General features: G+C 53.6%; 13 protein-coding genes. 5 read left to right on the forward strand and 8 right to left on the reverse strand.

Going from position 1 to position 14,612, the window contains the following annotated elements; all coding sequences use genetic code 11:
* Positions 1–65 precede the first annotated feature (65 nt).
* From CSC3H3_RS07240 to CSC3H3_RS07270, 6 genes are all read right to left on the reverse strand, one after another.
* Complete coding sequence (locus CSC3H3_RS07240; RefSeq protein ID WP_101284419.1) at positions 66–521, reverse strand: DUF6130 family protein; 456 nt, start codon at positions 519–521, stop codon at positions 66–68.
* Between the two features lie 438 nt (positions 522–959).
* Positions 960–1,379 carry a secondary thiamine-phosphate synthase enzyme YjbQ gene (locus CSC3H3_RS07245; RefSeq protein WP_101284420.1) on the reverse strand — a complete coding sequence of 140 codons (420 nt, stop codon included), beginning with the start codon at positions 1,377–1,379 and terminating at the stop codon, positions 960–962.
* 17 nt (positions 1,380–1,396) lie between these two features.
* On the reverse strand, positions 1,397–2,218 hold the full coding sequence (locus tag CSC3H3_RS07250; protein ID WP_101284421.1) for a DODA-type extradiol aromatic ring-opening family dioxygenase: 822 nt from the start codon (positions 2,216–2,218) through the stop codon (positions 1,397–1,399).
* A gap of 161 nt (positions 2,219–2,379) precedes the next feature.
* Positions 2,380–2,604 (reverse strand): hypothetical protein, encoded by a 225-nt coding sequence (locus tag CSC3H3_RS07255; RefSeq protein ID WP_101267865.1) that lies wholly within the window; start codon positions 2,602–2,604, stop codon positions 2,380–2,382.
* 145 nt (positions 2,605–2,749) lie between these two features.
* A complete protein-coding gene (locus CSC3H3_RS07260; protein ID WP_101267863.1) occupies positions 2,750–2,962 on the reverse strand; it encodes a DUF3185 family protein in 213 nt (70 codons plus the stop codon).
* A gap of 616 nt (positions 2,963–3,578) precedes the next feature.
* Positions 3,579–7,295 (reverse strand): vitamin B12-dependent ribonucleotide reductase, encoded by a 3,717-nt coding sequence (locus tag CSC3H3_RS07270; RefSeq protein WP_101284423.1) that lies wholly within the window; start codon positions 7,293–7,295, stop codon positions 3,579–3,581.
* 873 nt (positions 7,296–8,168) lie between these two features.
* On the opposite strand from CSC3H3_RS07270, the gene CSC3H3_RS07275 reads away from it, so the two are divergent.
* The 4 genes from CSC3H3_RS07275 to CSC3H3_RS07290 all read left to right on the forward strand — a co-directional run bounded on the left by CSC3H3_RS07275 (position 8,169) and on the right by CSC3H3_RS07290 (position 9,909).
* Positions 8,169–8,531 (forward strand): NADH:ubiquinone oxidoreductase subunit NDUFA12, encoded by a 363-nt coding sequence (locus tag CSC3H3_RS07275; protein WP_101267859.1) that lies wholly within the window; start codon positions 8,169–8,171, stop codon positions 8,529–8,531.
* A gap of 68 nt (positions 8,532–8,599) precedes the next feature.
* On the forward strand, positions 8,600–9,088 hold the full coding sequence (mlaD, locus tag CSC3H3_RS07280) for an outer membrane lipid asymmetry maintenance protein MlaD (protein ID WP_101284424.1): 489 nt from the start codon (positions 8,600–8,602) through the stop codon (positions 9,086–9,088).
* 135 nt (positions 9,089–9,223) lie between these two features.
* Complete coding sequence (locus CSC3H3_RS07285; protein ID WP_172963403.1) at positions 9,224–9,466, forward strand: hypothetical protein; 243 nt, start codon at positions 9,224–9,226, stop codon at positions 9,464–9,466.
* Positions 9,466–9,909, forward strand: a complete 444-nt coding sequence (locus tag CSC3H3_RS07290) for a DUF2155 domain-containing protein (RefSeq protein WP_101284425.1) — start codon at positions 9,466–9,468, stop codon at positions 9,907–9,909. The genes CSC3H3_RS07285 and CSC3H3_RS07290 overlap by 1 nt, the downstream gene beginning before the upstream one ends.
* Positions 9,910–10,021: 112 nt before the next feature.
* On the opposite strand, the gene CSC3H3_RS07295 is transcribed toward CSC3H3_RS07290, so the two are convergent.
* Positions 10,022–11,719 carry a methyl-accepting chemotaxis protein gene (locus CSC3H3_RS07295; RefSeq protein WP_101284426.1) on the reverse strand — a complete coding sequence of 566 codons (1,698 nt, stop codon included), beginning with the start codon at positions 11,717–11,719 and terminating at the stop codon, positions 10,022–10,024.
* 237 nt (positions 11,720–11,956) lie between these two features.
* On the reverse strand, positions 11,957–12,652 hold the full coding sequence (locus tag CSC3H3_RS07300; RefSeq protein ID WP_101284427.1) for an alpha/beta hydrolase: 696 nt from the start codon (positions 12,650–12,652) through the stop codon (positions 11,957–11,959).
* A 540-nt stretch (positions 12,653–13,192) separates the two neighbouring features.
* On the opposite strand from CSC3H3_RS07300, the gene CSC3H3_RS07310 reads away from it, so the two are divergent.
* On the forward strand, positions 13,193–14,536 hold the full coding sequence (locus tag CSC3H3_RS07310; RefSeq protein ID WP_101284428.1) for an MATE family efflux transporter: 1,344 nt from the start codon (positions 13,193–13,195) through the stop codon (positions 14,534–14,536).
* The last annotated feature ends 76 nt before the right edge of the window (positions 14,537–14,612 follow it).

Below are 14,612 nucleotides of genomic sequence, written 5' to 3' on the forward strand. Positions count from 1 at the left end.
GCAAAGCATGGCGGTCCTTGCCGGGTGTGTCATTTCACCGGCAAGGAACCCAAAGGCAGTGTTGGTTATCGTTCAGGCACGGTAATATCGATTGTTTGTACTTCGATGACTGCGTGGGCGGCATCGACCAGTTCAAGTTCGATTTGATGTGGCCCTGGCGATAATTGCCCGAAATATAGCGGGTCAGTCGATGCATGGATCCATTTCCAGCCCGCATTATCCACCATCACATGCAAATGGCCGATTTTCGGCCGCAGTGTCGTTGCGGCTTCGCCTGCGAATTCAGCGTAAATTGGCTGGATATTCATGTTTTCCACGTGAAATGGCAGATAGACATATCCGCTTTTCAGGGTTTCGCGATCAGGTGCCAGGACGGTCAGTTTCGGGGCGGCTTCTTCCATATGTTGTGATGATGTCGTTTGTGCATTCGCATCTGATTTATGGTCGTGGCCTGCCGCATTGGCGCTGGAAAAAGCAGTAAGGCACAGCACAATGGCGGTGGCGATTGCCAAGGGTTTCATGTCGATCCTCCTGAAAAGTCCGTAAACAAAACCATTCAAATGCCCACCGAATACCGCGATTTTCCTGCGGCATTTCAGCATATGATCTGAACGGCAATTCGGCTTACTTACTAGTAGGTAAGATGTAAAGATGCCTTGAAAGGCCCTGTTTTTGCTGCTGTGCCAAAAGTGATAACGACATGACGCAACGCGCTGCTTGCAGCCGCTTTGGTCAAACATCGCTGACAATATTGTGCAGAGCCTGTGAGGAAATCAGAGGGCAGGGCCATGCCAGAGCGTATGGGGTTTGCAATAATTTTGGTGTTGCCTGACGGCATCACGCGGCGGTTCGCTTGTTTGAAGGGAAAAGGGCGGGACCGCGATATTGGGTGCTTGGGGAATTGCGCAAGTTGGCCCGCTAGCCCGTTAGCCAGTTGCCCTTTGCGTCCTGCCAGCCGTTTATTGGCCGATCAGGTGCAAATGAATCTGCCTGCGGTGCGGGATGGCGCGATGTTCAAACAGGTAAATGCCCTGCCATGTGCCCAGAACGGCGCGTCCGTTTGCAACGGGAATGGACAGGGAAACATTGGTTAGCGCGGCGCGGATATGGGCCGGCATGTCGTCCGGCCCTTCACAGGTATGGCGATAAAGGCTGGGGTCTTCACGGACAAGGCGTTTGAAAAAGACCTGCAGGTCATATTGCACATCGGGATCGGCATTTTCCTGAATTGTCAGGCTGGCCGATGTGTGGGCGCAATAAACCGTAAGCAGGCCGTTTTCCATGGCACAGCCATCAACCCAGTGTTCCACATCGCGGGTAAATTCGATCAGGCCCTGTCCCTGGGTGCGGATATCCAATCGGGTTTGAAACTGTTGCAAAAAATACCTTCCTGTAATCAGGCTGCTTCGCGGGATGTTTCCTGATCGTAAAAGCGAAGTGCGGTCATGGCAAGGTTACCAAATTCAACACTGTGATGGATGGTTTTGCTGACATAGGTGTCATCGGCCGCCCCAAGGGCCACGTAAAACGGCATCAGATGGTCATCATGAGGATGCGCCATGCGGGCATGGGGGGCATTGTTGCGATAGGCCAGCAGGCCTTCAACATCGTGGTTGTTGGTGTGGCTAACCATCCAGTCGCAAAATTCTTCGGCCCAGGGGTCGATATGCGGGCCATCATTGCGATCAAGCGTTCGCAAATTATGGGTCATCGCCCCACTGCCAATCACCAGAACCCCCATTTCGCGCAGGGCACGCAGTTTCCTGCCCAGTTCGTAATGGTCGGCCGGGCTGCCATGTTCGATCATTGAAAGCTGAAAAACCGGAATATCCGCCTGCGGGCGGGCCAGAATAAGCGGCATCCATGCGCCGTGGTCCAGGCCCCGTGATGTATCAGTGGCAAAGCCTAACTGATCGGCAATTTTTTGTGCCAGGTCAGGGGCACCGGCAACGTCATAATGCAGGCGATAAAGGACTTCCGGGAAGCCGTAAAAATCGTGGATTGTTTCCTGGCGTGGCGCAGTTGAAATGGTGGGTGTTGCTTCCTGCCAATGGGCGGATACCACCAAAATCGCCTTTGCCCCCTCAAGATGGGCGCCTAGCTGATGATGCAAAAATTCAAAGGCCGGGGTGCTTTGACGGGCCACAACCATGGGCGAACCATGGGAAACAAAGATAGGGGCCAGACTGGCCGTGCGGGAATTTGCGGGTTGGGACATGGTGTTTTCTCGCGCAAAATGAAATCTGTTATTTCCATCATTGCGCGATAATTGCCGCCCGACCAGACCGTGTTTGGCAACAATCTGTTCGCAAACCGGTCATGGCGACGGGTTTGGGGTCCTAAAGGGAAATAATCGGGAAGGGGCGTTTGCGTGTTGCTTTATACGCCGCGCCCGTGTTTGGCGCGAAATTCAGCCTGCAAGGTGAAGGCGGCCTCCACATCTTCCAGATTTTCACGCTGTTCCGGTTTCGGCCCGCCAACATAGGAAGCATCAATTTCCAATGCCTGAATTAGCATTTCGGCGACTTCTGCCTTGCCTTCTTCGACGGCCTGACGATGGGCGAGAATGATCTTGTCCGACAGTCGCTGTCCAATCTGGGACATGTAGGTTTCTCCCGACGCGAAAACACCCAAGATAACAACATTATAACCTGCGATGGAACAGAGAGTATAACGCGTTACATCATATGGGAACCGGTGAATGCATTTTCATCGGAAGAAACCAAGATTTTGTTGCCTTTCTGCCGGATTAACGGCGACGGCCCCCGAAAATCACCAGCAGAAAACCGGCAACAGCAGCAGCCCCGCCGCCGACCAGATACCACATGGTTTCATCGGTATAGTGACCAAGGAACGTGTTGGACAATTCTTCAACCGGCTTGTCGGTGGCATTCATGCCAAAAACCAGAAGCAGAATGCCAATTACCAGCAATGCTGCACCAAGAACGCGGCTCATAGCCATCGGGAACTCCTGTCATAAAGACGTTGTTATTTTTTTACCCGTTCGGCGCACAGGGCGCGAACAGGTGGACCAAGCCATAACGCCGTAAAAACAGGGTTGTTCCGCTAGCTAGTTGTAATCTGTGAAAAAAGACGTTCTCTATTCAAATTGAAAGTGCCCTCACTAAAGAGTTTTAGCGAGGGCACCTGTCAGTCATCGTTCTTTTCTAACCCCTTTGAAAGGCGATCCATCCTTCTTGCCATCCATGAAACGGCCAGTTGATGTGTCGCGCTTTGTCCAAGTCTCCGTTTTGGGGTTGTACACCTGTGACCGTCCTTTTACTGGACCGTTGCGATGGCCGTCACCAGCGGGGGGATTTGTTGCCATTTAAGGCTCCTATACAAATGCACCAAGGTTCCGCTCGACAAACTTTTCCGAATCAGTAATGGTCGTATTGTTGAAGTACAAACATGCCAGCTCGGTTTGTTTGCCCCCACAAGTACCTTGATTGATGCTTCGTGGGTAAAGCCGGAGCAAAATGCTTCGGCTTTTTTTCGTATCAGGCAACCGAACATAGTTGGATGATGCGAAGTCTTAAAAAGCCCCTCTTTGTGCAGAGGGGCTTTTTATTTACTTATTACGAGCAACCCGTGGTGCTGCCGCAAGAGTCGCATTTCAGGCAGGTGCCGTTACGCACCAGGGTAAAGTTGCCACATTCAGGGCAACCATCACCTTCATAGCCTTTCATGCGGGCTTCACGGATACGGTCCAGTTTGGAATCCGCTGCCGACATGACTTCTTCGCTGGCATTGAGGATCGCGGTATCGCCGCTGCTGGGAACCGAGGTGGTTGCAATGCTGGCAGTTTCGGCTTTGTGGCTGTGGCCATGGTCATGTGAATGGCCATGATCGGTGCCCGTTGCCTTCATGATCACGCGTTCTTCGACCGGCGCGCCACCATCAACAACATAGAGGTTGCGACGGACAAAGCCGCTTGATGCCACCTTGCGGATGGTTTCAATGGCGCGGTCTTCGGCCTTGGCTTCTTCGCCCAGGTCACCTTCGGCCACACCCTTGCCAACGGCATCAGGCAGAACGTCAGACGGCTGAACATGGGCCAGATCGTTACGGCCAAGATAGGAAATGGCCAGTTCGCGGAACATGTAATCCAGGATGGAGGTTGCCATCTTGATCGCATCATTGCCCGACACCATGCCCGAAGGTTCAAACCGGGTGAAGGTAAAGGCTTCGACATATTCTTCCAGCGGCACGCCATATTGCAGGCCAATGGAAACCGCGATGGCGAAATTGTTCATCAACGAGCGGAAAGCAGCGCCTTCCTTGTGCATGTCGATGAAGATTTCACCCAGCTTGCCGTCTTCATATTCACCGGTACGCAGGTAAACCTTGTGCCCGCCCACGGTGGCCTTCTGGGTGTAACCCTTGCGGCGTGAGGGCAGGGAACGGCGGTCGCCACGGATCACGCGTTCGATGATCTTTTCGACGATCTTTTCCGATGCTTCGGTTGCTTTGGTCGCAGCCGGCTGATCGGCAAAATCGTCTTCTTCGACCAGGGCCGCGTTCAGCGGCTGGCTGAGCTTCGAGCCATCACGATAAAGCGCATTTGCCTTCAGGCCCAGTTTCCAGGAATGGATATAGGCATCTTTGCAATCCTGGATCGACGCATTGTTGGGCATGTTGATGGTTTTGGAAATCGCACCCGAAATAAACGGCTGGGCAGCGGCCATCATGCGAATGTGGCTGTCAGCCGACAGGTAGCGTTTGCCAATGCGGCCACACGGGTTGGCGCAATCAAATACCGGCAGGTCTTCGTCGCGCAGATGCGGCGCACCTTCAAGGGTCATCGCACCACAAACATAGGTGTTTGCGGCTTCAATTTCCTTTTTGCCAAAGCCAAGAGCGGCCAGCATGTCAAAGCTGATATCGTTCAGTGCCTTGGCATCAAGACCAAGTTGTTTGACGCAGAATTCTTCGCCAAAGGTATATTTGTTAAACACAAACTTGATGTCGAATGCGTTTTCAAGTGCACCTTCGATTTTGGCAATCGCATCATCATCGAACCCTTTGGCGCGAAGCGCATCGTGGGTGATGGAGGGCGAACCTTCTAGCGTACCGTGGCCGACTGCGTATTTTTCAATGTCGCGAATCTGGCGTTCCGTATAGCCCAGTGTTGCCAGGGCAACCGGAACCGTGCGGTTGATGATCTTGAAGTAACCGCCCCCGGCCAGCTTTTTGAATTTCACCAGGGCGAAATCAGGCTCGATCCCGGTGGTGTCGCAATCCATGACCAGGCCGATGGTGCCCGTCGGGGCAATAACGGTGGTCTGGGCGTTGCGGTAACCATGCTTTTCGCCCAGTTCCAATGCCTTGTCCCATGCGGCACGGGCCGCAACCGGAAGGTCGGCATAGGGGCTGTCGGCGGCAAGCAGCGGCACCGGATTAATCGAAAGGCCTTCATAACCTTCCTGTTCGCCATGTGCGGCACGGCGATGGTTGCGCATGACGCGCAGCATTTCCTTGGCATTATCGGCATAGCCCGGGAATGCACCCAGTTCACCCGCCATTTCGGCCGAGGTGGCATAGGAAACACCACACATGATTGCGGTAAGGGATGCGCAAATGGCGCGGCCTTCATCGCTGTCATAGGAAATGCCCATGCTCATGAGCAGGCCGCCAATATTGGCATAGCCCAGACCCAGGGTACGGTAACGATAGGACAGTTCGGCAATGCGGTCAGACGGGAACTGCGCCATCAGCACCGAAACTTCGAGAACCACAGTCCACAGGCGAACGGCATGTTCGTAGGCTGCAATATCAATGCCGCCATCATCGGAACGGAAATTCATCAGGTTCATGGAAGCCAGGTTACAGGCGGTATCATCCAGGAACATATATTCCGAGCACGGGTTGGACGCATTGATACGGCCGGAATTCGGGCAGGTATGCCATTCATTGATGGTGGTGTCATACTGGATGCCCGGGTCGGCACAGGCCCATGCGGCTTCGCCAACTTTTTCCCACAGGTCGCGGGCACGGATGGTTTCGGCAACCTTGCCGTCGGTGCGGCGGATCAGGTTCCAGTTACCGTCATCCAGCACGGCCTGCAAAAAGTCGTTCGAAACACGGACAGAGTTATTGGAGTTCTGGCCCGAAACGGTCAGATATGCTTCCGAATCCCAGTCAGTGTCATAGGTTTTGAAGCTGATTTCGGTAAAGCCTTCGCGGGCAAACTGAATGATCTTGTTGATGTAAGAATCGGGGATCATCACCGCACGCGCGGCCAGAATGGCCTCGCGAAGTTGCGGGTTGCTGCGCGGGTTCAGGCGGTCTTCGGAATCGGCGGCGCCGTCCCAGTTATTGCAGGCGCCCAGTACGGCGGTCAGGTGCTTCTCTGCCAGTTTGGAACCGGCAACAAGGGCTGCAACCTTTTGTTCTTCAACAACTTTCCAGTCGATATATTTTTCAATATCGGGGTGGTCGATATCCACAACCACCATTTTTGCGGCACGGCGGGTGGTGCCACCCGATTTGATCGCACCTGCGGCACGGTCACCAATTTTAAGGAAGCTCATCAAGCCCGAAGAACGGCCACCACCCGAGAGGGCTTCGCCTTCGCCGCGTACATTCGAGAAGTTGGAACCCGTGCCCGAACCATATTTGAACAGGCGTGCTTCGCGGGTCCAAAGGTCCATGATGCCGCCTTCATTGACCAGATCGTCAGAAACGGACTGGATGAAGCAGGCATGGGGCTGCGGATGTTCATAGGCGCCGGTCGATTTGGTCAGCTTGCCGGTTTTGTAATCGACATAGGAATGGCCCTGTGCCGGACCATCAATGCCATAGGCCCAATGCAAACCGGTATTGAACCATTGCGGCGAGTTCGGCGCGCCCATCTGGTGGGCAAGCTGGAAACGCATTTCATCAAAGAAGGCGCGGGCATCGGATTCGGCATCAAAATAGCCACCTTTCCAGCCCCAATAGGCCCAGGTGCCAGCAAGACGGTCAAATACCTGGGTTGCGCTCAGTTCGCTGGTATAGCGTTCTTCAGCGGGCATTTTCTCCAGGGCGGGCTTGTCTGCCTCGTGGCGCCACAGCCATTCGGGAACGTCTTTTTCCTTTACTGGCTTCAAGGCAACCGGAACACCGGCCTTGCGGAAATATTTCTGGGCAAGCACATCGCTTGCCACCTGTGACCAACCTGACGGAACGTCAATGTCGTTCATTTCAAAAACGGTCGATCCATCGGGGTTTTTGATTTTGCAGGATGACTTGCGAAATTCGATGTCGGCATACGGGCTGACATCTTCCTGTGTGAACTGCCTGGTAATCCGCATGGTTTGCTCCGTTTCCGGCCCGTATACGGCGCAAAGCTGCCAGTATCCGAAGGACCAGATATTGTTTGCTCAAAACATAAGGCCAAACCCCGACCTTAATCGAAATGGTCGTGTTAAGCATGGCCAGTGTATGTGGTGGGTTCCCCCTGGGGCATGGCCCCTCCGGGAGGGCACTATAATGCGACTGTGAAGGTCGCGTCCACCAAACTTTGTGGTTGACAGCATTTTAGCTACTACATGTAGCGTATCGGCGCATCGTTGCTGGTAGGAATTTTTTGCCGATCTGGTTAACAATAATTGAATCCCCGGTAAGGCTTTGGAACGCCGGGGTTTTTTATTGGCCTGTCCTGCCGGTGGGGCAGGGACTCGTGCCGTGGGACGCTACATATAGTATATTGCGCCCCACCAGATCGTGTGTGTGACACAAGGTAACTCCGATTGCGCCGTGAATCCAGCGTCTCGGGTTAACAAAGTCTTACATTCTGACCAAATCTGACACAATCTGACAGCTAAGTTCATGTAATTTATGTGAAAAACGCTATCACTGCGGATTGGTAAAACTATAGTTTTCCTTTGATTTCAGTTGCTTTGCCCCAATGCGCCGCTGTGGATAACCTGGGGGACAAAAGGCGCAAACGGCTTTGTTCCAAAGAGTCGTGCATTCTCATATGCTTGTGGGGCAAATATTTGCCCTGTTCAAACGCGGTCTTCTGGCTGACGCGATTGTGTTTGATGCAACGCAGCACATTGGCTTGAAACATTGACTTTGCTCCGACATCGGGACATATAGGGTTCGTAATTGTCCTTGGTGCGCGTCCGCGCAACCATCGTCCTGTATGGCAGGGCAACACAATTTGGAGAGAGACCGCAAATATGGCCACCGTCGGGACCCGTATCTTTACTTCGCTGTTTGGCAAACGCGTGGGCGAAGACCGTTTTGGTAATGTCTATTATACCGAAAAGAAGGCCGTTCAGGGCCGTAAAGCCAAGCGCTGGGTGATCTACAAGGGCATTGATGAGGGCTCGAAGGTACCGGCTGAATGGCATGCATGGCTGCATTATACCCTTGATGCGCCGCTCTCTGAAAAGGCCGAAGACCGGTATGACTGGCAGAAAGAACACCAGCCGAACCTGACGGGCACCAAACATGCCTACCGTCCGAAGGGCCATGACTACCAGGGTGGTCAGCGCGCCAAGGCAACTGGTGATTACCAGTCCTGGTCGCCGGAAGGCTGATTGACCGGATTGTTGCCACCAATGGCGCAGCCGGATTTAAACGAAACATTGCAAGGATGGGATAAGGTATGAGCAACAGGCTGGTCGAAACACTGGCAGGTGGCGCGGTTATTTGCGTTGCGGTCGCTTTCGCCGTTTTTTCCTATTCGCGTGCAGGCCTGCGCGCGGTCGAGGGGGGATACGAATTATCCGCCAGCTTCAACCGCATTGATGGCCTGGCCACGGGCAACGATGTGCGTATTTCCGGGGTCAAGGTTGGTTCCGTGGTATCGCAGGAACTTGACCCGAAAACCTACATGGCCGTTATCCACATGAAGATCCGTTCCGATGTGGAACTGCCAACCGACAGCGCAGCCAAAATTGCATCGGACGGTTTGCTGGGCGGAAAGTTCGTGTCGCTTGAACCTGGTGGGGATATCGACATGTTGCAGCCCGGCGGGACTGTTGAATACACCCAGGGATCGGTAAATCTTGAAGAACTGATCGGCCAGGTGATCTATTCCAACAAGTCCGATAGCGGCAATGGTGGCGCGCAACCGGCACCCGAAGGCAATTAATCACCGCACTGGCGGGCGAAAATTCATGCAAATCAGCGGTTTGTCATGATTTCGCCCGTTTTGATTTGCATCTTTTGACGCAGCAGACCGGATGTTATGCTGATATCCGGTCCCCAGAGATGGAGCGGAGCAATCATGAGCAAGTCGGACCTGACAAAGGAAATGCCTGTCTGGCACAATCCTGAAGGTGCACCGCTTTCCTGCGTCGAAAAGATCAAGGTTTTGAACGAGAATTTCGTCGAACTGCGTGAAATGATGCAGGATGCATTGGAAGATGCCCTGTTGATGGGATGTGATGAAGAACAGTTTCGTGCCGCCATGCGTGATGTTGTGGCCGAACTTGAAAATCCCTACGGGACGGCGGAGAAAAAATCCTGATGACTGTAAAATCCCTGCTGGTTACGGGTGCTTTGGCCTCTGGCATGGTGGCTGGTTTTGTCACTGGTGCGTCCGCGCTTGATTATCGCAAGGCCGATGTCGCGCAGCTCCAGGGGCTGGATAAAATTACGGCCCGTATTTCCACCTTTGAAGTGCCGGTGGGGCAAAGTGTCAATTTCGGTTCACTGACCATCAAGGTTGATGCCTGCTATCGTACCCCGCCCGAAGAACGGCCGGAAAGTGCCGGTTTCCTTGAAATCATCGACCATCGTTCCGAAGATAAAACCGATGTCGAGGTTTTTGACGGCTGGATGTTTGCATCAACGCCGGGGTTATCAGCCCTTGAACACCCGGTTTACGATGTGTGGGTCAAAGAATGCCTGAATGCCGGGGATGAAGCCCCATCTGGTGATGATGCCATGCCGCCGGAAAATAACGGTTAAGGTCCTGCCTGTTTCGTTATTGGGCGTTCCAATTTATAAAAACACCACCGGTTTTCCGGTGGTGTTTTGCGTTTAAGGTAGGGCGTAAGGGCAGGGGGAATACCGCTTTCCTTTACGCAGCCCGTGTCCGCAGATCCTGCAGGAAGGTATCGATGGCTTCTTCCAGCGACGTTGCCTGGCTTACCAGCGATTCCGCATTTCGGGCCAGTGTGCCGGTCTCGGTTGAGACTTTACCGGCATTTTCATTCACCGTGCCGATACGATCGGAAACTTCCTGTGTGCCATAGGCGGCCTGTTGCACATTGCGCGAAATTTCCTCGATCGCGGCGTGCTGTTCCTCGACCGCGGCCGAGATGGCCGATGAACTTTCAGCAACCTGGGCAATGGTTTGGGAAATAACCTGGATGGCCTTTACGGCATCGCTGGTTTCGCTCTGAACCGATGAAATCTGCTGATTGATTTCCTCGGTCGCGCGGGCGGTTTGATTGGCAAGGTTTTTGACCTCGGCCGCAACCACGGCGAATCCCTTGCCGGCATCACCGGCGCGTGCGGCCTCGATGGTGGCGTTTAGTGCCAGAAGGTTGGTTTGTTCGGCAATGGCACCAATAAGTTGGGCGACATCACCAATGCGTTGTGCCGCCTCGGACAGGCCGGCAACGGTTGCGTTGGTGCGCACAGCCTCGCTATTGGCGCGGGTCGAAATGGATGCCGAATTGCTAACCTGCTGGGCGATTTCATCGGAAGATGCGCTAAGCTGTTCGGTGGCTGCCGAAACGGTTTGGACATTTGCCGATGTTTCGGTGGTGGCGCTGGCAACCGCAGTTGAAAAATCGCAATTCATTTGCGCGGCTGCCTGCATTTCGCTAACCGCACTTTTCATATTGGTGATGGATCGGGTAATGGCATTGATCAGGCCTTTTACCCGTTCATCAAGGGCATCGGCCAGGGTGCGGATATCGGCCTTGCGGCGGTTTTCGGCCTCAACCTCAATCTCGCGCTGTTTGGCTTCAAGGGTGCGGTTCAAAATGGCCTGTTCGCGAAATGTCACCACGGTTGCGGCCATATAACCCACTTCGTCGCCGCGATCCTGCCCTTCGATATCGTCGTCCAGTTCGCCGTTGGAAATGGCGGCCATTTGCGTTGACAGGCGGCGTAACGCGCCAACAATATCGCGGCCAACCGCATAACCCGCTAACAGCATCACAATCAGGATTACCGCGCCAATCAGCATGACGATTTTGGCATTTTGCCAAAAGGCATTGTCGACATCGTCAATATAAATGCCGGTGCCAATGACATCGCCCCAGGGCAGGGCGCGCGCAAAGGAAAGTTTGTCGTAATTTACATCTTTGGGCTGGCCGGGTTTGGGCCAGTGATAGGTGAAAAACCCGCCTTCCGGGTGTGATGCCGCCTTGATCAGTGCCTTGACAACATAGGTACCGTCCGGGTCCTGCAGGTTCATCATGTCTTTGCCGACAAGGGCCGGGCTGGCACCATTGGCCCGTGTAATGCCATTGCGGGTATAGGCAAAGAAATAACCCGTCTGGTTGTCATAGCGGCTTTTCATCACGGTGTCGTAAAACATCGTAATGGCGTCATCGCGTGACATTTTGCCCGCATCGGCAGCGTTTAGATAGCCATCCGCCAGGCTGACCAGCACGTCGGTTCCCGCGCGGATTTTATCCTGTCGGTCAGCAAGAAGTTCCGATCGCAATACGCTTAGCTGGATAACCGCAAATATCACCAGTGCAAGCAGCGCAAGCGCAGATATGGCGAAAATTTTCGTGCTTATTTTTACGTTTCCTAGCATCCCCAACCCCGTATTTACATTTAATGGTGTGTGGTTTTGATCGCGAAACATACGCACAAACACGCAGGGATAGCTATACCTGATCCTATACGTTGGAAATAAATATTACTGATTTATAATTCTTTGAATTCTTCTGATTTTAGCTAGCATCCCACCGGGTTGAACAAACAAAAAACCCGCCAGTTGGATGGCGGGTTTTGCGAAGTGTTTTCTGACGCCAATTAGTGCCAGGCAAGATCAGGACAGCTTTTCGCGCAGGAAATTTGCTGCAATCGCAAGTCCTTCGCCGTCGATTCCATGCGGAAGGCCCGGACGCTCATGATAGCTGACATCAAAGCCATTTTCACCCAGGGCAGCTTGCGCCAGTTTCGATGCCTGTACGGGCACGACCGGGTCCGCGCTGCCATGAATCAGGGTGACGGGCGGGCGTGATGTGATTTCACCTGCAAGTGTATCGGTGCCCAGCAATGCGCCGGAAAAACCAACAACACCGGCGATCTGTTTTTTATAACGCGGAGCAAATTGCAGCGCCATCATCGTGCCCTGTGAAAACCCGACAAGGGCCAGCCTGTTTGCTTCAAGGCCGTGCTGATCAAGCACATTTTCGATAAAGTTTTCGATATGGGTGGTATTTTCCCGCGCACCCTGTGCCAGGGCCTTTAGCGCCGTTGGCATGGTTTCAGCATTTCGGCGCAACATTTCCGGGTCATAGGATGCCAGGCTGAACCATTGCCGACCAAATGGCGACATTTCACAGGGATGTGGCGCATTGGGCGAATAGAATGCCGTATCAGGCAGGAATTTCGCCAGCTCCGGTGCCAGACCAATCAGGTCTGCCCCGTCGGCGCCATATCCGTGCAGTAAAACAACAATGCTTTTGGTCGTTCCCGATGTGGCCGGAAATTCCGGTCCTTCGAGGCGTGTTTGCGACATAGGTGCGTTTCCAAACCATGATCAGAAAAGGCATGTTTCCCTTAACGCAATTGCAGCGTCAAAGGTCATCTGCTGTTCTTCGCACCCTGCCGCAACTGTTGCCCAAGGGCAAGGATTTGTCCTGCCTTCGGGCAATTTGTTGCCCTTGTGGATAAAATTGTGGAAAAGCTTCGGATGCGCATTTTGCTTATTTTCGCGCCATTTGGTTCCATTCACCATAAATTCCGTAAATTACAGAATTTTTCTGAAAATACACCTATAGGTAGAAGATCAAGATGATGCCGGATGGTTTGTGGGTAAATTCCTGCTGCAATTGGCTGTTTTGGTGTTAAGGCACCTGGTTTTGGGGATATTGGATACAAAAAACAATCTGCCGCGCGCTGGGTGAATTGCCTGTAAATTTTGCGGTTTATGGGGTGATTTTCGCAATCACATCTCGCCATCAATGCGGCTGCGCGATATGAAATGACAATGATTTTAAAATGCCGGTGCATCAGCCGACAGGGACTGCCACCACCATTTCATCTTCACGAGGTCGCAATGCCAATTTCTCGCCGCTGGCTGGGCAAGGGGGACAGGCGTGTTCTGGCGCTAACCGTGCCGATCATTCTGTCCAACGCAACGGTGCCGTTACTGGGTGCTGTTGATACTGCCGTGGTGGGGCATCTGGATAGCCCGCATTATATTGGCGCTGTGGCGGTTGGCGCGCTGATTTTCAGTTATGTGTTCTGGAGCTTTGGGTTCCTGCGCATGGCTACCACCGGTCTTGCCGCCCAGGCATCTGGCCGGCGTGATGCACGCGAAGTTCGCGCCGTATTTGCCCGGGGCGCATTGATTGCCCTTGTCGCCGGGGCCCTGGTGATGGTGTTGCAATGGCCGATTGTTGAACTTGCCATGCGTTTGATTGCGCCGACTCCCGATGTTGAGGCCGCTGCGCGTGATTATTTCCATGTTCGCATTTGGGCGTCACCTGCGACATTGATGCAATATTGCATGCTGGGCTGGTTGCTGGCGATGCGCGACAGCCGGGCGGTTTTCATTTTTCAGGTGGTTTTAAACTCGCTCAATATCGTGCTGGATATTCTGTTTGTGCAGGGATTTGGCTGGGATGTGCGTGGCGTGGCGGGGGCCACTGTCATTGCCGATTATTCCGGCGTTATTCTGGGCTGGGTGTTAATGCAGCCGCATTTGAAACGGCTGGGGGGGCGCTGGCGCGATGTTGTGCTGTTTGACCGGGCCCAGTTAATGCGCCTGATGAAGGTAAATGGCGATATTTTCATTCGCACTCTGGCGCTGACATCGGCCTTTGCACTTTTCACCAGTTTCAGTGCCCGTTTTGGCGAAGTTACCCTTGCTGCCAATGCGGTTTTGCAAAATTTCCTGATGTTTGGGTCTTTCGCGCTTGATGGTTTTGCCCATGCGGCTGAAACCCTGGTCGGCCAAGCTTATGGCGCGGAGCGGCGCAAGCAGTTTTTATGGGCAGTGCGTAAAACCACCATCTGGGCGGTGATATCGGCCTGCACAATGGCGCTGGTTTTTGCAGTGTTGGGGGTGCCGATTATCGATGGCCTTACCAGCATTCCCGAGGTGCGCGAAGCTGCCTATAGCTTCCTGCCCTGGGCCATTTTGCTGCCGGTTACTGGCGTGCTGGGTTTTCAATTTGATGGCGTGTTTTTGGGGGCCATGCAAACCCGGCACTGGCGCAACATGATGCTGTGTTCGGTGGCGATGTTTGCTTTATTTGCCTGGGGGGCGGTTGCGTTGCAAAGCAACCATGCCCTGTGGGCGGCTTTTAACGTGTTTTTCCTGGCACGTGGCTTAACGCTGGCAGGGCTGTTTCCCAGCATCATCCCGCGCGGTGCGACCAGTTTTGGCAATGGGTGAGGGCAGGACGTACCAGACCGGTCATCGTCGTTCAGGGGATAATGCGCGGCAAAATGCTGCGCGCTCTGGCCTTTGC

This window comes from Thalassospira marina, assembly GCF_002844375.1.
Taxonomy (GTDB): Bacteria; Pseudomonadota; Alphaproteobacteria; order Rhodospirillales; family Thalassospiraceae; genus Thalassospira; species Thalassospira marina.